At 69.6% G+C, this 19,807-nt stretch carries 21 protein-coding genes; 11 read left to right on the top strand and 10 right to left on the bottom strand.

The window, feature by feature from the left end:
* Positions 1 to 147: 147 nt before the first annotated feature.
* Complete coding sequence (locus KME78_RS19900; RefSeq protein WP_219530592.1) at positions 148 to 1,170, bottom strand: alcohol dehydrogenase catalytic domain-containing protein; 1,023 nt, start codon at positions 1,168 to 1,170, stop codon at positions 148 to 150.
* Between the two features lie 215 nt (positions 1,171 to 1,385).
* Between KME78_RS19900 and KME78_RS19895 the strand changes: the two genes are divergently transcribed.
* Positions 1,386 to 2,102: a type 1 glutamine amidotransferase domain-containing protein gene (locus tag KME78_RS19895; RefSeq protein ID WP_219530591.1), complete on the top strand. Its 717-nt coding sequence runs from the start codon at positions 1,386 to 1,388 to the stop codon at positions 2,100 to 2,102.
* A 96-nt stretch (positions 2,103 to 2,198) separates the two neighbouring features.
* On the opposite strand, the gene KME78_RS19890 is transcribed toward KME78_RS19895, so the two are convergent.
* The 3 genes from KME78_RS19890 to KME78_RS19880 are packed head-to-tail and all read right to left on the bottom strand — an operon-like array spanning position 2,199 to position 5,395.
* Positions 2,199 to 3,002 carry an aspartate/glutamate racemase family protein gene (locus KME78_RS19890; RefSeq protein ID WP_219530590.1) on the bottom strand — a complete coding sequence of 268 codons (804 nt, stop codon included), beginning with the start codon at positions 3,000 to 3,002 and terminating at the stop codon, positions 2,199 to 2,201.
* A 60-nt stretch (positions 3,003 to 3,062) separates the two neighbouring features.
* Positions 3,063 to 4,442: a UDP-N-acetylmuramoyl-tripeptide--D-alanyl-D-alanine ligase gene (locus KME78_RS19885; protein WP_219530589.1), complete on the bottom strand. Its 1,380-nt coding sequence runs from the start codon at positions 4,440 to 4,442 to the stop codon at positions 3,063 to 3,065.
* On the bottom strand, positions 4,439 to 5,395 hold the full coding sequence (locus KME78_RS19880; RefSeq protein WP_219530849.1) for a D-alanine--D-alanine ligase family protein: 957 nt from the start codon (positions 5,393 to 5,395) through the stop codon (positions 4,439 to 4,441). Before KME78_RS19880 ends, KME78_RS19885 begins: the two co-directional genes overlap by 4 nt.
* A gap of 356 nt (positions 5,396 to 5,751) precedes the next feature.
* Here KME78_RS19880 and KME78_RS19875 point away from each other — a divergent pair, with 356 nt between their 5' ends.
* The 4 genes from KME78_RS19875 to KME78_RS19860 all read left to right on the top strand — a co-directional run bounded on the left by KME78_RS19875 (position 5,752) and on the right by KME78_RS19860 (position 7,278).
* Entirely contained in the window at positions 5,752 to 6,288 is a 537-nt protein-coding gene (locus KME78_RS19875; protein ID WP_219530588.1) for an RICIN domain-containing protein, read from the top strand.
* Positions 6,289 to 6,549: 261 nt separating this feature from the next.
* On the top strand, positions 6,550 to 6,810 hold the full coding sequence (locus KME78_RS19870; RefSeq protein WP_219530879.1) for a recombinase family protein: 261 nt from the start codon (positions 6,550 to 6,552) through the stop codon (positions 6,808 to 6,810).
* Positions 6,746 to 7,075, top strand: coding sequence for a recombinase family protein (locus KME78_RS67990; protein WP_219530587.1), 330 nt, complete (start codon positions 6,746 to 6,748; stop codon positions 7,073 to 7,075). Before KME78_RS19870 ends, KME78_RS67990 begins: the two co-directional genes overlap by 65 nt.
* A complete protein-coding gene (locus KME78_RS19860; protein ID WP_219530878.1) occupies positions 6,964 to 7,278 on the top strand; it encodes a recombinase family protein in 315 nt (104 codons plus the stop codon). The genes KME78_RS67990 and KME78_RS19860 overlap by 112 nt, the downstream gene beginning before the upstream one ends.
* A 213-nt stretch (positions 7,279 to 7,491) precedes the next feature.
* Here the strand turns inward: KME78_RS19860 and KME78_RS19855 are convergent, their stop codons facing one another.
* Genes KME78_RS19855 through KME78_RS64420 form a run of 3 tightly spaced genes read right to left on the bottom strand, consistent with a single transcriptional unit; the run spans position 7,492 to position 9,687 of the window.
* Positions 7,492 to 8,727, bottom strand: coding sequence for an FAD-dependent monooxygenase (locus KME78_RS19855; protein WP_219530586.1), 1,236 nt, complete (start codon positions 8,725 to 8,727; stop codon positions 7,492 to 7,494).
* Between the two features lie 53 nt (positions 8,728 to 8,780).
* On the bottom strand, positions 8,781 to 9,104 hold the full coding sequence (locus tag KME78_RS64425; protein ID WP_246651457.1) for an FAD-dependent monooxygenase: 324 nt from the start codon (positions 9,102 to 9,104) through the stop codon (positions 8,781 to 8,783).
* Positions 9,094 to 9,687, bottom strand: coding sequence for an FAD-dependent oxidoreductase (locus KME78_RS64420; RefSeq protein ID WP_308127041.1), 594 nt, complete (start codon positions 9,685 to 9,687; stop codon positions 9,094 to 9,096). Before KME78_RS64420 ends, KME78_RS64425 begins: the two co-directional genes overlap by 11 nt.
* An 88-nt stretch (positions 9,688 to 9,775) precedes the next feature.
* Here KME78_RS64420 and KME78_RS19845 point away from each other — a divergent pair, with 88 nt between their 5' ends.
* The gene (locus KME78_RS19845; protein WP_219530585.1) at positions 9,776 to 10,534 is read left to right on the top strand and encodes a TetR/AcrR family transcriptional regulator; all 759 of its coding nucleotides are present in this window, start codon (positions 9,776 to 9,778) and stop codon (positions 10,532 to 10,534) included.
* Between the two features lie 262 nt (positions 10,535 to 10,796).
* Here the strand turns inward: KME78_RS19845 and KME78_RS19840 are convergent, their stop codons facing one another.
* Positions 10,797 to 11,030, bottom strand: coding sequence for a helix-turn-helix domain-containing protein (locus tag KME78_RS19840; RefSeq protein WP_308127040.1), 234 nt, complete (start codon positions 11,028 to 11,030; stop codon positions 10,797 to 10,799).
* A 149-nt stretch (positions 11,031 to 11,179) separates the two neighbouring features.
* Here KME78_RS19840 and KME78_RS19835 point away from each other — a divergent pair, with 149 nt between their 5' ends.
* Complete coding sequence (locus KME78_RS19835) at positions 11,180 to 14,401, top strand: ATP-binding protein (protein ID WP_219530583.1); 3,222 nt, start codon at positions 11,180 to 11,182, stop codon at positions 14,399 to 14,401.
* Positions 14,402 to 14,547: 146 nt separating this feature from the next.
* Positions 14,548 to 16,023: an FAD-dependent oxidoreductase gene (locus KME78_RS19830; protein WP_308127039.1), complete on the top strand. Its 1,476-nt coding sequence runs from the start codon at positions 14,548 to 14,550 to the stop codon at positions 16,021 to 16,023.
* A 496-nt stretch (positions 16,024 to 16,519) separates the two neighbouring features.
* Here the strand turns inward: KME78_RS19830 and KME78_RS66225 are convergent, their stop codons facing one another.
* Complete coding sequence (locus KME78_RS66225) at positions 16,520 to 16,888, bottom strand: family 4 glycosyl hydrolase (protein ID WP_219530582.1); 369 nt, start codon at positions 16,886 to 16,888, stop codon at positions 16,520 to 16,522.
* 104 nt (positions 16,889 to 16,992) lie between these two features.
* On the opposite strand from KME78_RS66225, the gene KME78_RS19820 reads away from it, so the two are divergent.
* Entirely contained in the window at positions 16,993 to 18,123 is a 1,131-nt protein-coding gene (locus KME78_RS19820) for an amidohydrolase family protein (protein WP_219530581.1), read from the top strand.
* A gap of 219 nt (positions 18,124 to 18,342) precedes the next feature.
* Here the strand turns inward: KME78_RS19820 and KME78_RS19815 are convergent, their stop codons facing one another.
* The gene (locus KME78_RS19815; protein WP_219530580.1) at positions 18,343 to 18,900 is read right to left on the bottom strand and encodes a DUF4158 domain-containing protein; all 558 of its coding nucleotides are present in this window, start codon (positions 18,898 to 18,900) and stop codon (positions 18,343 to 18,345) included.
* A gap of 214 nt (positions 18,901 to 19,114) precedes the next feature.
* On the opposite strand from KME78_RS19815, the gene KME78_RS19810 reads away from it, so the two are divergent.
* The gene (locus tag KME78_RS19810) at positions 19,115 to 19,309 is read left to right on the top strand and encodes an HIT family protein (protein ID WP_219530579.1); all 195 of its coding nucleotides are present in this window, start codon (positions 19,115 to 19,117) and stop codon (positions 19,307 to 19,309) included.
* Positions 19,310 to 19,336: 27 nt separating this feature from the next.
* Complete coding sequence (locus KME78_RS19805; RefSeq protein ID WP_219530578.1) at positions 19,337 to 19,804, top strand: GNAT family N-acetyltransferase; 468 nt, start codon at positions 19,337 to 19,339, stop codon at positions 19,802 to 19,804.
* Positions 19,805 to 19,807 lie beyond the last annotated feature (3 nt).

The raw sequence follows: 19,807 nt of genomic DNA, 5'->3' as shown, positions 1-19,807 counted from the left end.
GATGGTGGGGCTGACGTCCACCGCCGCGGCGCCGGACGCCCGTGCAGGTCACGTCGCTCTGGGTGGCGACGCGGTGGGTGCGCGGGGCGGCGTTGGGCGGTGTGCTGAGGGCCGGCCTCTGTGTGGTCGTCCGGCCCTCAGGCTTGGTCACAGGCCGGTGGTGAGGACCATCCGGAAGCGGGCGTCTCCGGCCAGCATCTTGCTGAAGGCCTGCGGGGCGTCATCCAGCGGTACGAGTTCGACCATCGCGCGGACGCCGGACTGTGCGGCGAAGCGCAAGGTCTCCTCGACTTCCCGGGAGGTGCCCGATGCGTGGCCCCGGAGCGTCTTTTGGCCTGAGATGAGCTGGTAGGGGCTGACTTCGAGCTTCTCCGGAGACGCGCCGACGACGACGAACTCGCCGCGTGCCCGCAGTCCGTCGATGGCCGGACTCATGGCCGAGGGCTCGGTGATGGTGGCCAGCACGACCTTCGCGCCGCCGAGGGCCTGCAGGGCCTCCGCGACGTTCTGCGCGGTGCTGTCGATGTAGTGGTCTGCGCCGAGTTCCCTGGCCAGGGACTCCTTGCCGGGGCCGCGGGCGATCGCGGCGGTGTTGAAGCCCATCTTGTGGGCGAACTGCACGGCCAGGTGCCCGAGGCCGCCGAGGCCGAGGATGGCGACCAGATCCCCGGGCCGGGCGGAGGTACGGCGCAAAGCGTTGAAGACCGTTACGCCCGCGCAGCCCATCGGCGCGGCGTCGACGGCGGACAGCCCGTCGGGGATGCGCGCCAGAGCGCTGACCGGGACGACCAGGGCTTCGGCGTAGCCGCCCTGGTAGGAGACGCCCGGGACCTGCCCGTTGACGCAGTTGATCTGGTCCCCCTCCCGGCAGGCGAGGCAGTCACCGCAGTTGCCGCCGAACCAACCCACGGCGACGCGGTCGCCGCGCTCCCAGCCGTCAACGCCCGTGCCGACGGCGTCGATGCGGCCCGCGATCTCGTGGCCGGGAGTCAGCGGGAACGGTCCATCGCCGAAGTCACCTCGGGCGATGTTGTGGTCGGTGTGGCAGATCCCGCAGGCCTCCACGGTGATCCGCACCTGACCAGCCCCAGGCTCAGGCCTGGTCAGGTCGGTGAGGCCGAGTGGGCCGTTGATCTCGGGAATCCGTACCGCGCGGATGGTGCTGGACATGGCTCTCCTCATGACGGACAGGCGCCGACGGCGCCGCGCTGCACGGAAACGCTGCAGCGATTTGCGTTATGACAATACCAGGTTAGCAACTAACATCCATGGTGCGCACCCGCATGGAAATCGCATGTAGCAGGGTACGCTTGCCGATGGATGTTATCTGTGTCTACGGTTAAGACATAACGCCGGGCTTCCGGATCTCAAGAAAGAGGATCACCATGACATCAGTCCTGTTGGTCGTGTCGGCCGCATCCAAGTGGACTCTCAAGGACGGCAGCGCCCACCCCACCGGGTTCTGGGCCGGCGAGTTCATCCACCCGCACCAGGTGTTCACCCAGGCCGGCTACGACATCACCATCGCGACGCCCGGAGGCGTGACCCCCACGGTCGACGAGGCCAGCCTGTCGCTGCCGATGAACAACAACGACGAGTCCGCGATCCAGAACCAGCGCGACTACCTCGCCGGCCTCGCCGACGCTCTCGCCTCACCCGCCCGACTGGAGGATGTGGACCCCGACCGCTTCGACGCGGTCTACGTCTCCGGCGGCCACGGCCCCATGGAGGACCTCGCCGACAACCCCACCATCGGCGCGATCTACGCTGCGCTGACCCCGAACCCGCACAAGGTCGTCGCTGCCGTCTGCCACGGCGTCGGCGCGCTCCTGCCGGCCAAGAAGGCCGACGGCAGCTGGATCTTCGCCGGCCGTAGGCTCACCGGCTTCACCGACGAGGAGGAGACGGCCCTCGGCTTCGGCGACAAGGCACCCTGGCTGCTGGAGAGCCGACTGCGCGAGGCCGGCGCGCTCTTCGACGGCGGACCTGCCTTCGCCCCCCAGGTCGTCGTCGACGGCAACCTCGTCACCGGCCAGAACCCGGCCTCGGCCCAGCCCTCGGCCGAAGCTGTCGTCCAGTTGCTGACGGCCCGGACGGCCTGACCACTCCTGACCGGCCGGGTACGCGCCCACCCCCGAGCGCGCACCCGGCCACGACTCGGCTGGAGCTCCTGCGCGGCTGCCGCGACCGAGGGTGTGTCAGTCGGCCAGCGCGAAGCCGGCCGCTGCCTCCGCGTGCAGCCGGGCGCTCGGCAGCACCGGGATGGCGGTGTCCTTCTCACTGATCAGGAGCTCGATCTCCGTGCAGCCGAGGATGACGCCTTCAGCGCCGTCGTCCGCGAGATCGGCGACTATCCGGGCGTACGCGTCCCTGGACGATTCCCGGATCACCCCGCGCACCAGCTCCTCGAAGATCACGCGATGAACCAGTTCCCGCTGCTCCCGCCGCGGGACGATCACGTCGAAGCCGTGGGCGGCCAGCCGATCCCGGTAGAAGGGCTGCTCCATGGTGAAGCGCGTGCCCAGCAGACCGACCTTGCGCATCCCCCTGGCGCGGACCTCCGTGCCCACGGCGTCGGCGATGTGCAGCACGGGCACGCTCGTGGCCCGCGCCACGTCGTCGCTCACCCGGCTGAAGGTGTTGCTGCCGATGAGCAGGATCTCGGCGCCGAGATCCTCCAGTTTCCGGCCCGCATCAGCCAGCAACGTACTCACCTCGTCCCAGCGGTCGGCGAAGATGAGGTCCTCGACGGTCGTGTAGTCGACCGACCAGATGAGACTGTTGGCGGAATGGCTGCCGCCGAGTCGCTCGCGTACGCGCTGGTTGATGATCTGGTAGTAGATCACCGTCGATTCCCAGCTCAGCCCGCCGATGATACCGATAGCGCGCGTCGAACTCCGTTTCGCCGGCCGGCGCCCCCAGGCCCCGCCGGGCGGGATGTCCGGCGGGATCCGGTCCACCAGCCGCCGCCGGTCGATATCACGTACGGAATCCGAGTCCATGATCACGGTCCTTTCCTGAGTGATGGGCTGTCGCGATCACCAGCGGCGATGCGCCAACGGTCAGGCGTCGGCCAGCGCACGGGCGCAGACACCGAGCCCGATCTCGCTGGAGGCCTTGACGAACACCACGTCTCCCGGTTCGACAAGGTCGGTGGCCAGCCTGAGGGCCCCGGCCACGTCCTCGACGGTATGGACGGTCACGCCCTGGTTCGAGGACGCCGCTGCCCACGCCATCGCGAGGGGATCCCCTGCTCCGACCGCGATCAGCACGTCGAAGCGGAGGTCGGCGACGAGCCGGCCCATCTCCGCGTGCCGGGCGCGGGAGGCGTCCGCCTGCTGCCCCATCGCGCCGAGCACGGCGACGGTACGACGGGTACCGGCCAGGGCCTTCACCGCCCGCAGCCCGGCCCGCATGGATTCGGGGCTGGCGTTGTAGGCGTCGTTGACGATGGTGATGCCGTCAGGTCGTTCGACGATCTCCAGCCGGCCCGCGGAGCGCCGCCGTGCGGCGTTCAGCCCATCGGCGATCTCGGCGACGCCCAGGCCGAGTACGGTGGCCACGGCGGCGGCGGCCAGGGCGTTGCTCACCTGGTGCTCACCTATGAGGTCGAGCTCGACCGGGGCGCGGCCGGCGGGCGTCACCAGCTCGAACGCGGTTCGCGCGCGGTCGCCCATCCGCACGTCTTCGGCCCGCACCTGCGCCTCCGCCGACCGGCCGTACAACAGGATCTGGGATTTGGCGCGGCCGGCCATGCCCATGACGTACGGGTCGTCGGCGTTGAGCAGGGCGAACCCCGCCGCCGGAAGTGCCTCGACCAGTTCGCCTTTGGCCTCGGCTATGTCGGCCGGCCCGCTTCCCATGCGCTCCACGTGCGCGGTGCCGACATTGAGCACCAGCCCGACCTGTGGCGGCGCGATTCCGGTCAGGTATGTCAGGTCGCCCTTCCGGCCCGCACCCATTTCCAGCACCAGGTATCGGGTGGTGGCATCGGCACGCAGCACGGTGAGCGGCAGCCCGAGCTCGTTGTTGAACGACTTGTCGGTGGCGACCGTCGCGGCGTGCCGTTCGAGCACCTGGGCCAGCAGGTCCTTGGTCGTGGTCTTGCCCACGGAGCCGGTCAGGCCGATCACGGTCGGGCTGATGCGTTCGAGCAGGTGCCTGGCCAGCAGGCCGATCGCGAGCTGGACGTCCTCGACCACGAGTGCGGGCACGCCGACGGGCCTCGAGCCCAGCACGGCGACAGCACCGGACGCGATGGCACCGGCCGCGTAGTCGTGACCGTCAACGCGGGCGCCGACCGTCGCGGCGAACAGGCCGCCAGGCACCACTTCGCGGGAGTCGACCGCCGAGGGCGCCGTCACCAGCGCCTGCGGGTCGCGTACGTCATACAGGCTTGCGCCGACGACCTGCGCGATCTCGTTCAGCGTCATGGGGATCATGAGCCGCTCCTGGCGAACGCGAGGTCGATGAGGCGGCGCAGCAGGTCCGGGTACGGGACACCGCTTGCGCCCCAGGCCCTGGCGTAGACGGAACGGGAGGTGAACCCCGGCATGGTGTTGATCTCCAGCACGTAGAGGCGTCCCGTGTCCTCCTCATAGAGGAAGTCGACACGGGACAGGCCGTAGCCACCGATCGCCCGGAAGGCGCGCAGGGCCAGCTCGCGTACGTCCTCGGCCACCCGTTCCGGCAGCACGGCAGGGATGATGGCGATCTCGGCCTGGCTGAGGTACTTGGCCTCATAGTCGAGCCAGTCGCCGGGCACGATGAGCTCGCCGGGCACGGAGGCATCCGGGGTGTCGTAGCCGCCGAGCACGCCGCAGATGACCTCGCGCGCGGTCACGCCCTGCTCGACGAGGACGACCCGGTCGTGGGCGAGTGCCAGCTCGACGCCCGCGCGCAGTTCCTCGATGGAGGTGACACGTGAGATGCCGATGGAGGAGCCCATGCCGGCCGGTTTGACGTACATCGGCCAGTCGAGCGACTTCACCAGACCCCAGTAGTCGGTGGTGGTGCGCCATTCGTGCTCGGTGAACCACACATGCGGGGTGACCGGAATGTCCTCCGCCAGGAACGCGCGCCGCATCGCGACCTTGTTCATGGCCACGGCGGAGGGCAGGACGCCGCAGCCCACGTACGGGATGCCCAGCGTCTCCAGGTGCCCCTGGACGACGCCGTCCTCGCCGAACGGCCCGTGCAGCACGGGGAAGACCACGTCCGCCAGATCGCGTCGCAGCTCCACCGGCCACCTGCCCTGCCGGTCGATGATGACGGCGACGGGCTCGTACAGATCCCTCGGCAGAGCATCGAGCACAGCCTGCGCCGACTGCAACGACACCTCATGCTCGGCGGACGGCCCACCCGCCAGCACAGCCACGCGTACGCGTTCAGCCACGATCAATCAGCCTTCCTCAGCGGCACGGAGACAGCCGGACACCGCCAGGGAACAGGCGCCGGTCAACCCATCTACTGTCGGGCGACCGTGTCCCCGCCTCGTCAGCGCCGTGTCATGGTTGTGTCATGGCCGCGCCGAGCCGCACGATCGTGATCGACTGGGCGACGCCCACCCGGCAGGTTGCTCGGGAACGTCTGTGGGTGCGAGGGCCTGTCCGCTTGTGGCCACCCGGCCATTCCGGCAAGCGCCCGGCGTGAGGCGCGGCCGTCCATTGTCCAGAGCAACCCGCTATTGAGTACGAGGTACTCAGGCCATGCCGGCCCCACGCCCGCACGCTGGGTCACATGAAGTCCCACATGCTTCGCACAGCAGCCGTCATCGTTCCCCTTCTCGCCCTAGGCGCGACCACCGCCACCCCGGCATCCGCCGCGCCGTCGTCCACGGCCGTCTGGGCCGCGTCGAACGTCCAGCTCGTGAACTGGCAGACCGGCAAGTGCCTGACCATCGCCGGCGGCGTCAGCACCGAGAACAACGTCCACGCCGTCCAGTACACCTGCGACAGCCACCCCTCCCGCCGCTGGGACGTCTGGGGCTACTCCAGCGCGTACCTGCAGGTCAAGAACCGCCAGACCGGCAAGTGCCTCACCATCGCCGGCGGCGTCAGCACCGAGAACAACGTCGTCGCCCTCCAGTACACCTGCGACACCCACCCCTCGCGCTACTGGGCGCTTGGCACTCAGGTCGGCCAACACTTCGAATTCCGCAACGTCCAGACGGGCAAATGCCTCACCATCGCCGGCGGCGTCAGCACCCAGAACAACATCGAGGCCGTCCAGTACACCTGCGACGGCCACCCTTCCCGCTTCTGGGAAATCCGCGACTACAACGGCTGAGCCCCCATTTCCGGACCTGTGCTGCGCTGTGACCTTGTCCGCTTGAGGACGGGTTCTTGGCCGATATCCGGGCGTGTACGTCGCCGGGCGACCGCCGCGTTTCTGCCGTGGATGACCGTCCGGTGCGTGGGACCGGGTCGCCGACATGGCAGGCTCCCCGCTCGGGTCCGCGCCACCAGCCCCGAAGCAGCTCTGCGTAACCATCGCTACTGTTAGTGCACGCAGAAATGGTCAGTTCTGCGACATGACTGAGCTCGCTTCATGTTGGTACCCCAGCTGCGCACCGAGTTGGAGGTACGTACTCCCGCCGACCGCGGGCCCGGGCGCGCCTGGCAGGCGGGCCCGGTGGTGGAGGCGATGGCTCCGGCGGCCGCGGTCAAACCGACTCGGGTCGGCTACGCCCGCTGCAGCACCGCGCAGCAGGAGCTGGACAGCCAGCTCGACGCCTTGAAGGCGGATGGATTATGCCCGAACCATCAAGCGGGCCGTCCCGCATCAGCGGGTGATCGTCACGGTGCATGAGATGAAGCGTCTGGGCCGGGGCGCCGCCGAACTGCTCGCCATCGTCGAGGAGCTACGCCGTTACGACATCGAGCTGGAGCTGCTGAGCGGCCCGCTGCAGGGCATCTACGATCCGTCGGGGCACGGGCGGCGTTGTTCGCCTTCTTCGCCGGTATGGCCGAGTCTGAGCGGGAGTACATCCGGGAGAAGTCGTTGGAAGGCCAGGCCTCGGCGCGCGAGCGCGGCCGCCACGGCGGCCGGCCGAAGGTGTTCGACGACGACATGATCGCCTACGCCCAGTCGCTGCGTGCGCGCGGGGTGGCCGTGCCCGACATCGCCCGCAAGCTGGTCATCCCGTCCGGCAAGAACAGGGCGAGCACCCCTCGGTGGCCAGCGTGTACCGGGCGCTCGCCGACGGCGAGAGCTGCGACGATCGCGACGTCAGTGCCCCCTCCACCGTGCGATAAGTGGGTATTCCGCCAGTCGTGACGCGCCCGGGAGACGAGCTGAGCCCTCGCGAGGGGATCCTGGTGGTGGCGACAGCTGTTCACCGTCCAGGGCTACGCCGCCACCACGACGATAAGAGCACTGGCGGACGCTGGGTGCGGCGGGTGGGTCGACGCGGGCTTGCGCCTTCCGATCAGCGAATGCCATCGTGGCCGAATTCGATGATTATCTTGGCTCTTTTCCTCTTCTCGGAGGTCAGAGTGCGACCGGGTGGTAGTCCGGGAGTGGCCAGGTGCCACCACGGTCTTCTTTGGCGAACCGGGCCGCGATCTCAGGGAGCTTGAGGAAGCTGGCTGCCGCGCCGAACGCGTGCAGGGCACTGATCCCGAGTCGTCCTTGCGGGAAGCCGACGCGCAGCAGCTTCGGGTTGACCTCGCCTTGGACAGTGTCGATGAACGGACGCAGCGTGGCGTGGTAGTTCGCGAACGCGGCGGGGATGTCCTCGGCGTTGCGGTTGATCTCTCCGGCCAGGACATACGCGCCCACCAGGCCGGCTGAGGTTCCCATGCCGCTGTACGGGGAGGAGCAGTAGCCCGCGTCTCCGACGAGGGCGACCCGGCCCTTGCTCCAGGTGCCGGTACGGACCTGCGTAACCTCTTGGGAGTAGAAGAAGTCGGTGTCGCGCATGCCGGTGAGGAATCGTTCGACCTGCCAGCCCGCGTCGCGGTACCGGTCGGTCCAGAACTGTTTCTGGCGCTCTACCGGCCGGCGGTGGATGGCGGTGGCTTCCTCGGAGGTTTCCCACAGCGCGAAGTAGACCTGGGTGTCGGTGCGGTTGTGGCTGCGGCGCATGATCATCCGGCCGCCGGGGGCGCTGTAGGTCTCGCGGATGTCGCTGTCGGTCTCGTCACGCGGGATGAACCAGTACGCCATGTGGATGCCCACCGGCCAGTACGGGTCGGGTTCCCCCTCGGGCAGGATGTCCCGGCGGATGCGTGAGCCCTGGCCGTCCGCTCCGATCAGCAGGTCGAACTCCTCCGAGGTGCCGTCGGCGAAGTGGGCGAGCACGCGGTGTTCGTCCTGCTCGAAGCCGTCCACGCTGGTGCCGAAGACGTACCGTACGTCCTGCCGGGTCGCCTCGTGCAGGATGCGCACCAGGTCCCCGCGCATGAGCTCGTACTCCGAGGTCATGGTCTGGCGCCCTTTGCCCGAGGTGTTGGCCATGACCGTTCCCCATCGTCTGCCCTTGGAGTCCACGAACGCCACGCCAGGCTCGTGCACGAGGTTGTTGCGTACGGTGTCGAGCAGGCCCATCCGCTCGATCGCCTCGATACCCTGTCCGCGCAGGTCGATCTGCGCGCCGGTCGCGCGCAGCGCCGGGAATCGTTCGGCCACCGTCACCTGGTGGCCGCCGCGGGCCAGCCAGAAGGCTGTTGCCGGGCCGGCGATGCCGCCGCCGCAGATGAGGATCTTCAACGATGTGGCGTTCATGGTGATGCACTTCCTGTCAGCGATAAAAGAGGTTGAAAAGGGTCGATGTGTGGTCACGATGGCTGGCGCACGGGCCGGTCGGGGACGGCCAGCATGTGGTCGAGGCCGTGTTTGAGCCTGGCCGCGATGGCGTTGGCGCGAGGGAGCATCGTGGCCTCGTAGCTCCGGACGGCCTCGCCGGTGGTGGCGTGGCCGACGATCGCCAGGGCGAGTTCGCTGGCGTCGAGCATGGCGAGATTGACGTCGGCGCCCAGGGGAGGCATGAGGTGGGCGGCATCGCCCAGAAGCGTCGCGCTGGGTGAGTACCGCCAGGTGTGGGGCACCGGCAGGGCGAACAGCGGCCGGTTCACGTAGGCGCCGTCGTTGTCAGTGATCATGCGCATCATGGATGTCGACCAGCCGGCGAACTCCCGCACCGGTATACCGGGGTGTGGCTGCCGAGAGCGCGGGACGGACGCGAGAGAAGGCGCCGTCCGCGCCGATCACGAGATCGGCTTCGACGGCAGGGCCATGGGTGAAGGTCAGCCTGCGGCGTCCGCCCTCCGATCCGCTCTCAGGCCCGCTCACCGACGCCAGCGCGTGCCCCCAGCGGACGGTTCCCCGCTCCAGCGAGCGCAGCAACAGACCGCGCAGCTGCCCGCGGTCGATCTCCGGGCTGTCCTTGTCCCGGGCTGCGGGCAGGTGGTGGGTGAGCAGGCGCCCAGCGGGGTCGAGCCCGCGCATCTCCTGTCCCTCGAACCTGGCCAGGGCGAAAAACTCCGTCAGCAGCCCGGCTCGTCGCAGGGCGATCTGTCCGTCGTCTTCGTGCAGGTCCAGCGAGCCGCCCTGATCGCGGGCGTCCGGACCTGAATCGCGTTCGTAGACCGTCACCCGGACGCCGTGCTGCTGCAGAATCCGCGCACAGGTCAGCCCGCCTGGACCGGCGCCGATGACGGCGACGCTGGGGATCGTGGGGAGCACTCGAACCTCTCTTCTCCGAACGTTGTTCGCAGTACGTTGTTGGTACGCTACTACCTCGAACGTTGTTCGCACAAGCGAGGTGGGAACGGTGAGCAACGACCAGCCAGAGGACACGCCGGGGGCGCACACCGTGATCTGGGCCCGGCCGGAGCGGGCGGCCAAGGGGCCCGCGCCCTCACGCAGCCGCTCCCAGATCGCCGCCGCCGCAGTCGCGCTGGCCGACGCCGAGGGCCTGGAAGCGGTGTCGATGCGCAGGGTCGCCGCGGAGCTGGGGATCGGCGCGGCAAGCCTGTACCGCTACGTCGAGCGCAAGGACGAGCTCTACGACCTGATGGTCGACCACGCCGAGGGCGAGGACGGTGCTCCGCCGCCGCTGACCGGCGACTGGCGTGCCGACCTGACCGCCATCGCCCACCGCACCCGCGGCATGATCCACCGCCATCCCTGGATGGCCACCCTCGCCCCGGGACGCCTCCCGTACGGGCCCAACTCCCTCAAGTGGGCCGAGCACAACCTCGCCGCCGTGGACGGGATCGGCCTACGGATCGACGAGATGCTCATGGCGGGCGAGATCCTGCAGGCCTTCGTACGCGGCTTCGTCATCGGAGAACTCGCCGAGCAGCAGGCCTTGCAGCGCGTGGGCCTGAGCATGGACGAATGGCTCGACGCGCTGACCCCGTACATGACCACGCTCATGGGCACCGGCGAGTACCCGCTCCTGATCCGGGCCAGCGCCGAAGCCGACAGCCCGCACGCCGAGAATCGCGGCGACCTGGTGTTCACCGCAGGGCTCAACCAGATCCTCAACGGACTTCTGCCCGAGCGGCAAGAGCCGGACCAGGGCTGAGCGTGGTCATCGGAATTTTGACGATCAGCGACAACTCATCCCCGGCTGCTAGGCGCGGGCGGGGACGTGTGGTTCTCTTCTGTGGGCCGATCTCGGCTGCCCGAGTCCCTTCCCTGCCGCGTTCATGCCGAGCTATTCAAGATCGCCCTAACACCACTTACCGATGGACCGGAATCCGACGGCAACCACGTCTGGAAGAGCGTGCCCCACCTGATGCTCGATCCACCCCAGATCTCATGCGAGCCACGCCGAGTCAATCAGCTCAGCCAGCTTGCGTCGTGTGCTGGGCACCCCGCAGGTACTCGCGCGGGGAATGCCCATAGGTGGCCTTGAACAGGCGGGCGAAGTACGAGGCGTTGAGCAGCCCCCAGCGGGCGGCCACCGCGCTGACCGGCAGCGTTGCGAGTTTCGGGTCGGCGAGGTCGAGCCGCCGGGTCCGGATCCAGCCGCTGACGGTGTCGCCCTCGCTCTCGAACAGCTTTTGCAGGTACCGCACGGCTTCGCGCGGCAGGCGCCTCCCGTCGCCTGGGGCTCGGTGGAGATCCGCCCCGGCGCGGTCCACGTCGTCGACGACGCCTGGCAGCGTTCCCGGCCGCCCGGGCACTTGGTTGGGGGGCGCGGGCGGTCGCGCGGGATAATCGAGGGATGGACGAGGCTGCGCGGCTGCGCATCGACCTTCTGGGCGGGTTCGCGGTCTCCCGTGGTGGCGAGGCCCTGAGCGTTCCCGGTGCGCGGTTGCGGTGCCTGGCCGCCCGGCTGGCGCTGGCCGGCGGCCGGACCGTCGGCGCCGGCGTCCTGGTCGAGGCGATCTGGGGCGCCGAGCCGCCGGCCGAGCCCGTGCACGCTCTGCAGACGCTGGTGTGGCGGCTGCGGAAGGTCCTCGGCTCGGCCGACGCGGTCACGCAGGTGGCCGACGGGTACCGGCTGGCCGTCCGGGACGCCGACGTCGACGTGCTGCGGTTCGAACGGCAGGCCGCCGCTGGCCGCGAGTCCCTGCAGGCCGGCGACCCGCGGGCCGCGGTGGACGTGCTGGGTGCGGCGGTCACGCTGCCCGGGCTCCGTCCCGGTGCCGAGCCGGCGCTGCTGGCCGCGGTGGCCCCGGCGGTGGCGGCCGGGCTGGCCCATGCGTCGGTGGACGCCGTCACCGATCTGGCCGAGGCCGAGATCGCGGTCGGGCACGCCGGCGCGGCCGCCGCCCGCCTGACCGCCCTGCTGGCCGGGCAACCGGTCCACGAGCGGGCGGTCGCGCTGCTCATGGACGCGTTCGCCGCCCAGGGCCGCACGGCCGAGGCCTTGGCCGTGTACGAGCGCTTCCGCGGCACCCTGGCCGAGGCGTTGGGTGCCGACCCCGGTTCCATGCTGCGTGACCGTCACCTGCGACTGCTCCGCGCGCAGCCGTCCGGCCCGGTGCCGGCCACCCCGGCCGAACGGCTCGGACCGGGCAATCTGCCGGCGCCGCTGACCAGTTTCATCGGCCGCGACGACGAGCTCGCCCGGATCGCCGCGCGCCTGCGGACCGACCGCCTGATCACCTTGCTCGGTCCCGGTGGCGCCGGCAAGACCCGCCTCGCCGTCGAGGCCGCCCGCCGCCACCAGCGGGACTTCCGCGACGGTGCGTGGCTGATCGATCTCGCCTCGATCGCCGAACCGGCCAAGATCGGCGCGGCGGTGCTCGCGGGCATCGGATCGCGGTCCGGGACCCTGCTCGACCGCCGCGAGCATCGCGGTGCCGGCGACGTCGACGTCCTCGTCGACCAGCTCGGCGGCCGGGAGATCCTGCTGGTCGTCGACAACTGCGAGCACCTCGTCGATGCCGCCTCCCACCTGCTCACGGCCCTGCTGACCCGCTGCTCCGGGCTGCGGGTGGTGGCGACGAGCCGCGAACCGCTGGCGGTCGACGGGGAGGCCCTGGTGCCGCTGGGTCCGCTCGCGCTGCCGACCGGTGACCTCGACCTGGGCCGGGCCCGGGCGGTGCCGTCGGTGCGCCTGTTCACCGAGCGCGCGGCCGCGGTACGACCGGGATTCGACGTCGACCCGGCCACCTGGCCGGACATCCGGCGGGTGGTGTGCGACCTGGACGGGATGCCGCTGGCGCTCGAACTGGCCGCCGCGCGGCTGCGTACCCTCTCCCTGCCGGAGCTGGCCGACGGGCTGACCGACCGGTTCCGGTTGCTCACCACCGGCAACCGCACCGCGCTGCCCCGGCATCGCTCGCTGAGCGCGGTCATCGCGTGGAGCTGGGACCTGCTGACCGAGGACGAGCGCACGCTGGCCGAGCGGATCTCGGTGCTGCCCGGCGGCGTCACCCGTGCCTCGGCCACGGCGGTGTGCGCCGGCTCGTCGATACCGGCCGGTGCCGTCCCCGGCCTGCTCGCGGGCCTCGTCGACCGGTCGTTGCTGCAGCTGGGACCGGCACCGGGCCGCTATCGCATGCTGGATACCATCCGCGAGTACGGCGCCGGGCGCCTCGCGGCCGGCGGCGACCTCGACGCCGTCCGCGACCGGGCCACCGGCCATTTCGCTGAGCTGGTCGCCGGCCAGGACCCGGGCTTGCGCGGCCCTGGTCAGCTGGCGGCCATGGAGGTCATCGGGGCCGAGTACGACAACCTGCAGGCCGCCCTGCGCCACCTCTGCGCGACCGGCGACAGCACCGGCGCGGTCGGGCTGGCTCTGGCGCTGAGCTGGTACTGGCAGATGTCCGGCCGGCGCTCCGACGCCACGTACTGGCTGGGCGAGGCGCTGGCGACGCCGGGCGGGCCGGCCCCCGGCCGCGACCGCGCCCTCGTTATCCACCTGTTCAGCCAGGCCGGCATCTGGTCACGGGTGCCGGGCGCGCCGGCCGGCGAGGACCACCGGGCGATCTGTGAGCTGAGCGACCGGCTGCTCGCCGGCCCCGCGGTGCCGGGCCCGCAAGCCGCGCTGGTTCTGCTGCCGCTGGCCTTCCTCCGCGACGAGAAGGCGGTGACGGCGGTCGTCGAGGAGCTGACCGCCGGCGACGACGTATGGCTGTCCGGCTACGCCTACCTGTTACGCGCGCAGTTTCTCGAGAACGTCAGCCGGATCGGTCAGATGTGCAGCGATGTGGAAGCGGCCTTGGACTGCTTCCGGCGGGCGGGCGACCGGTGGAGCCAGGCCTGCGCGTTGTCGTTGCGGGCGCAGTTGCGTCTGTACGACGACCTCGACGGCGCGCTGGCCGACCTGCGCGAGTCCCGGTCACTGGCTGCGAACTTCGGATCGCCGACGCTGGGCGATCGGATGGACGTCGACCTGCGGTGGATCGAGCTGCATCTGCGCAGTGGCGACACCGACCGGGCCATCGCGACCATCGAGGCGGCCCGGGACCGAGCCGTGCGGGTGGCGTCGAGCTGGACGCTGGCCGTGCTCGACGTGCGCGAGGCCGGCATCCGGGTCCGGCGCGGCGAGCTGTCCCGGGCGGCGGAGCTGCTCGACGCCGTGCCGCCGGGACTGTCCGGCGTGACGGCGACCCCCGGTGACCTGGTGCGCGCGCTGGCCGGATGTGCCCGGGCCGGCCTGTGCCTGCGCCTGGGCGACGGTGCCGGTGCGGCGACGGCGTTGACCGGGGCCTTCGCGGCGGCCCGGCGGAGCGGGGACCTGCCGATTCTGTCGGCGGTGACGGTGCACGCGGCGGAGCTGGCCGCCGCGCGCGGACGGCCGGGGGAGTCGGCGGTTCTGCTCGGCGCGGCCGCCGGGCTGCGTGGAACCGACGACGACACCGATCCGCTGATCCGCGAACTCGCCGGTCAGGTGCGGGCCGAGCTGGGCCGGGAGGAGTTCGCGGAGGCGTACGCGGAAGGTCGGGCGCTGGACCGGGACACCGCGGTCCGGCTCGGCGACCCGGGGTCGTAGCCCGCACCTCTCACGCGACTCACGCGACACGCACACGCCGCTCACCGGGCCCGGCCGGGGCGCGGTCCCGTGCGAGCGCCGTGTGCGTCCCGTGAGAGGCGTTCACGCGAGTCTGGATCCACCGTACGAACGAGGGGATCTGTGTCGTGGATGACGTGCTGATCGTTGGTGGCGGGCCGGTCGGCCTGCTCCTTGCCGGTGAGCTGGCCCGGGCCGGCTGCACCGTCCAGGTGCTGGAGCGGGAACCGGGTCCGGACGCCGCGTGGAAGTCATTGCCGCTGGGGATGCGGACGCTGTCGGCGGGTTCGGTCGAGGCGTTCCACCGCCGGGGGATGCTGGCCGAGATCCTGACCGCGTCGGGCTACGGCGAGAATGTGATCTTGCCGCGCAGCCTTCACTTCGCCGGCATCCTGGTCGACCCGGACGCCATCGACGTCGGCACCCTGCCCTTCCGGCTGCCCAGCCCGGCCCCGGAACGCATCGTGACCAGTCTCGAGGCGGTCGAGTCGGTGCTGGGCGAGCGCGCCGCCAAGCTCGGCGTCACCATCCGCCGCGGTGTCGCGGTCTCCGGCGTCGAGCCGCACGACGACCATGTCGTGGTCCGGGCCGGCGCGGACGAGCACGTGGCCCGCTGGGTCGTCGGCTGCGACGGCGGGCGCAGCACCGTACGCGTCGCGGCGGGTTTCGGCTTCGAGGGCACCGATCCGACCTTCACCGGCTACACCACGCACGTCACCATGGACGACCCGGAGAAGCTGCGCCCTGGGTTCAATCTGACGCCCGAGGGCATGTACCTGCGGACCCATCATGAGGGACACGTCGGTATCAACGACTTCGACGGCGGAGCCTTCGACCGCTCCCAGGCGTTGACGCTTGAGCACCTGCAGGAGGTGCTGCGCCGGGTGTCCGGCACCGACGTGACGCTGACCGGCGTCCGGGTGGCGTCCACGTTCACCGACCGGGCGCGGCAGGCGACGACGTACCGGCGCGGGCGGGTGTTGCTGGCCGGGGACGCCGCGCACATCCACTCGCCGCTGGGCGGGCAGGGGCTCAGCCTCGGCATCGGCGACGCCCTGAACCTGGGCTGGAAGCTGGCCGCGACGGTCCACGGGCAGGCGCCGGCCGGGCTGCTGGACACGTACACCGAGGAGCGGCACCCGATCGCCGCGCGGGTGCTCGACTGGTCCCGCGCCCAGGTGGCGATCATGCGGCCGGGCCCGCTCTCGCAGGCGGTTCAGGGAGTGATTCGGGAGCTGATCCGGACCCCGGACGTGGCGACCTACATCTACGACCGGCTCTCCGGGCTGGCTCTGCACTACGACCTCGGCAGTGACCAGCCGCTCGTCGGCCGCAACGCGCCGGCCTTCCGGCTGGCCGACGGCACCGCGCTGGCCGACCTCCTGCCGGACGGGAAGGGCGTGATCCTCGATTTCGCCGGTTCCCTGCGGGACGTGGCCGCACCCTGGCACGACCGCGTCCGGTACGTGAGCGGCCCGGCCGAGAACGACCTGGGTTTCGACGCCGTGCTGATCCGGCCGGACGGCATCGTCGCGTGGGCCGGCGGTGACGTGCCGTCGTTCACGGAAGCGATGAACCGGTGGTTCACCGCCGGGGTCCGATAGTCAGTACGGCGCGGATGGGCTGCTCGGCCACGGCGGCCGTGCCGAGGGCGTCGACCGCGAGCAGCGCCGCGCCGACGGGCCTGCAGAACCCCGCCGCCCAGCACCAGGGCGTGCGGGGCGGCGAGCAGGTCGAGCCGCCCGGCCGCGACCCGGTGCTGGCCCAGGATCTCCCCGGCCTGCCGCCGGATCAGGTCGCCGGAAGTGCGCCGCCACGGCCGCGGACAGGACGGTCGGGGTGCCCCGGCCGTCCTCGCCCCGGGCGGCCAGCCGCAGCGTGTGCTCGGCCAGGTCGTGGCCGCCGCCCCAGTCGCCGGAGATCGGGCCGGGGGCGGGGGAAGCGGGCGGTCCGGCCGTCCGCCGCCCGGCCCACGCAGTTGGTGCCGGCGCCGCAGACCACAGCGACGGCGTCGGGCCGTGAGGTGCCCGCCCGCAGCAGCGCGAAGCAGCCGTTGTCGACCAGGGCGCGCTCGCCCGTCGACGGCGAGGAAGAGGCCGGTCACCGCACCCAGGCCAGGTGCTGGGCACCGGCGGCGATGAGCTGGTCGGTGAGCGCGTCGGCCTTCTCGTGCTGGGCGAGCAGGGGGTGGGCGAGCAGGGCCCGGTAGACCCGCTGACGGCCGTCGTGCAGGGCCGCCTGCAGCGCGAGTTCCTCGTACCCGGAGACGTGCCCGATGAGCCCGGCCATCTCCGGCGGGACGGGGGCGGTGGGCAGGCCGACCGCCGCCTCCGAATAGTAGGCGCCACCGCGCTCGCCGAGCAGGGCCGGCTTCTCCACCAGGGCCGGGTCGCGGTACAGGTCGAGCAGCGTCGCCTCGAGCTCGGCCACCCGCTGGCCGCGCGTCGGCTCGCCCCGGGACGCGCGCACCACCCGGTCGTCGTGATAGCAGCTCTTTAACGGTCGTCTCAGGTTCGCCCGGTAGGAAGTAGGTATCCAGATAAGCGATGCAACCCGCATGTAGGAGGCTAGTGATGGCTGACCTGAAGTCCATGGGACGCCGCGGCTTTCTAACCGCCGCCACGGCACTTGGCATTGGTGCCGGCTTGTCCACGCATGCCATTGTCTCAGCAGCGAACGAGAACGAGACTTCGGACAAGACTTCTGACATTTCACTGCGAGACCAGGACCTGCCCTTCATCGGCACGGAAGAGACCTTTTCCACCCGTGAGTTGATGGTGCTGAACGACAGGCTGTTCCTCGAGGATACTGGTCTTGCCGAGCTCGGCCCGCGCCGCATCGGTGCAATGGATGAGGCGGGGATCAACGTTCAAATCCTCTCCGCACATACGCCAGGTGTGCAGAATGTCAAAGGTCAGAAGGGCATCGATTTTGCGTATCGTCTCAACAAGTTGCTCGTCGATGGACCGATGGCCACCTATCCGGGGCGGTTCAAGGCATTTGCAACCTTGCCTCTGCAGAATCCAGAGGCCTCGGCAGACGAACTGGAACGCACAGTTCGGGAAGATGGCTTCCTGGGATGCTTGACCAATGGAATCATCGGGAAGAAATTCCTCGACCATCCCGACTTTGAGCCCCTGCTGGCGCGCGCCGAAGCCCTTGATGTGCCGATATACATCCATCCGGGCCTGCCGCCTGACGAGGTTTTCGAAATCTACTACAGCAATATGCGGCCGAAATATCAGAAGGAGTTTCAGGACCAGGTTCTCAGCATCTCTGCATATGGATGGCACCAGGAAGTCGTTACTCAGTGCCTCCGAATGATCACCTCAGGAGTATTCGACAGGCATCCCAAGCTTCAGATTATCATCGGCCATATGGGAGAGGGTCTTCCGTTCTTCTACAAACGCATCGTGGAGAAGATGGGCGAAGTGACCGAGAAAAGCCTGGAGAAGCCGTTCGAGCAGTATTTCCATAACAATTTCTGGTTCACAACCAGCGCATTCCCCCAGACTGAACTGCTCGATCTCCTGCTGAAGTACATAAGTGTGGATCGAGTGATGTTTGCAACCGACTATCCGTTTGCAAATATGAAAACTCAAACCGACTGGTTCCGGGCAGTCGATTTGCCACGCGAAGCCAAGGAAAAAATTGCGTTCCGAAATGCGGAAAAACTGTTCGGAATAAAAGCGCTCGTGAAGTGACGCGCCAGCGTCGGCAGAAGTGAGAATGCTTTGGCTGTAAGGCGAGAGTACAGCCAAAGTATGCGATGCGCGGCTGCCACATCACGAGTGTCGCGCGCCGGCGCTCGCCAAGGCACTCAATGTCCCCACCCCGGCCCTCCGCAAGCCGGGCACGGCCTGGATCGAGCTACCCCGCCCGGGCGCGGTCGGCGCCGATCCGGTCGGGCACGCGCGGATCGGCTACGCCCGCGCCTCCACCCGCCCTGAACTCGACAAGACCGTCACCCTGGCCCGGGAGCGCATCGTGGTGGCGGTGAACTCCCGCTCGAACAGTGCCTCGGCCGCGCCGGCCAGTCGCTCGATCTGCTTGGGCGTGGGAGGCTCAGTGCGATCCTCCCGGCAGCGGGTCAGCAGCGCGGCGCGCAGCCGCTCCCGCGAGGTCTCCACTGGGCAGATCTTGTCGGCCAGCCAGAACGTCAGCTTGTCCTCATCGGCGACCGTCGGCTCGCGAAAGCCATGGAACCGGCGGATCTGCGCCCGGTGATACTCGATCGTGCTGCCCGACCAGCGGTACTCGGCGAACAGCGCCGCATCGACCTTCACCTGCCCCGCCACGTAGTCCACCGCTGCCTTCGGCACGTCCTCCCGGCGCGGAAAGCGGCCCTCCAGCTCGAAGAACTTCAGCATCAGTGCGAATCCGAGACGGGTGGCACCGCTCTTGTTCGCCAGTAACTCCGCCTCGGCCTCATCCAGTGTCCAGCACTCGATGAGGTCCTCCAGCTCCCACTCTCTGCGCATCGGCAGGGATCCTTTCTCCCCCGATCGCTATAGATGCGCAAAGCGCTCTGCTCCGCACAGATGCCGCTACGGTCCGGTACCGCCCATCTGTGACCACTACGTAGCGCTTCTGGGAAATTACAGAGAGATATTTTGGGGCTGGTCGCGTCGACCCGAGTGGTGGGCCTGGTACGTCGAGTCGCCGCTCCGCTGAGGACAGCCTTCCCCCGAAGGCGTGAACGTGAAGCACAACACAGGCGAGGCCGCCGGGCAGGATGTCTTCCACTGCCACGTGCATGTGGTCCCGCGCCGGCATGGCGAGGGCCTGCGTCTGTCGTGGAGTTCCCCGCTGGCCTCGTCCCGTGACCTGGAGCGGGTCTTGGAGCAGGTCGCTGAGGGTGGGAGCGCTGAACAGCTGGTTCTCCCCTGAGAGCGGTGGAGGATCTAGGGTGCCTGCATGAAGATCCGCGCCGCCGCAGCAGAGGACGCCAGAATCCTGGCCGTGCTGAACCCTCACGTTCATGCGATCCACGCCGCTCACCGGCCCGACTTATACTGCGTCGACCCGCCCGAAGAGGAGTTGACCGACTACTTCGCGTCTCTCCTGACCAAAGACGTCACGCGTGCGTTCATCGCCGAGATTGATCGTCCAGTCGGGTATGCCGTGGCTGTCATCGTGCGTCGCGAGGAAAACCCGTTCCTCCAAGCCGAATCCTTCATCGTTCTCGATCAGCTGGCGGTGGATCCCGAAGCCGCCAGACGCGGGGTTGCGAGTCAGCTGATCGAGGCCGTGCGGGATGCAGGCAGGCTGGAGGGCTGCCGGAGGCTGCTAACCGACGTGCTGGACTTCAACGAGGGCGCCAAGGCCTTCTATGCGGCGGCCGGATTCGCTGAGTTGAAACACGTGCTGGAGCAGCCGCTTTGATGC

Origin of the sequence: Nonomuraea guangzhouensis, from assembly GCF_019396345.1 — a bacterium.
Classification (GTDB): domain Bacteria; phylum Actinomycetota; class Actinomycetes; order Streptosporangiales; family Streptosporangiaceae; genus Nonomuraea; species Nonomuraea guangzhouensis.
This window is presented reverse-complemented; position numbering and strand designations above follow the sequence as displayed.

Coding starts and splice junctions, on each gene's coding strand:
- KME78_RS19900 (WP_219530592.1), bottom strand. CDS start 1,170: ATGTCCAGCACCATCCGCGCGGTACGGATTCCCGAGATCAACGGCCCA.
- KME78_RS19895 (WP_219530591.1), top strand. CDS start 1,386: ATGACATCAGTCCTGTTGGTCGTGTCGGCCGCATCCAAGTGGACTCTC.
- KME78_RS19890 (WP_219530590.1), bottom strand. CDS start 3,002: ATGGACTCGGATTCCGTACGTGATATCGACCGGCGGCGGCTGGTGGAC.
- KME78_RS19885 (WP_219530589.1), bottom strand. CDS start 4,442: ATGATCCCCATGACGCTGAACGAGATCGCGCAGGTCGTCGGCGCAAGC.
- KME78_RS19875 (WP_219530588.1), top strand. CDS start 5,752: ATGCTTCGCACAGCAGCCGTCATCGTTCCCCTTCTCGCCCTAGGCGCG.
- KME78_RS19870 (WP_219530879.1), top strand. CDS start 6,550: ATGTTGGTACCCCAGCTGCGCACCGAGTTGGAGGTACGTACTCCCGCC.
- KME78_RS67990 (WP_219530587.1), top strand. CDS start 6,746: ATGGATTATGCCCGAACCATCAAGCGGGCCGTCCCGCATCAGCGGGTG.
- KME78_RS19860 (WP_219530878.1), top strand. CDS start 6,964: ATGGCCGAGTCTGAGCGGGAGTACATCCGGGAGAAGTCGTTGGAAGGC.
- KME78_RS19855 (WP_219530586.1), bottom strand. CDS start 8,727: ATGAACGCCACATCGTTGAAGATCCTCATCTGCGGCGGCGGCATCGCC.
- KME78_RS64425 (WP_246651457.1), bottom strand. CDS start 9,104: ATGATCACTGACAACGACGGCGCCTACGTGAACCGGCCGCTGTTCGCC.
- KME78_RS19835 (WP_219530583.1), top strand. CDS start 11,180: ATGGACGAGGCTGCGCGGCTGCGCATCGACCTTCTGGGCGGGTTCGCG.
- KME78_RS19820 (WP_219530581.1), top strand. CDS start 16,993: ATGGCTGACCTGAAGTCCATGGGACGCCGCGGCTTTCTAACCGCCGCC.
- KME78_RS19815 (WP_219530580.1), bottom strand. CDS start 18,900: ATGCGCAGAGAGTGGGAGCTGGAGGACCTCATCGAGTGCTGGACACTG.
- KME78_RS19805 (WP_219530578.1), top strand. CDS start 19,337: ATGAAGATCCGCGCCGCCGCAGCAGAGGACGCCAGAATCCTGGCCGTG.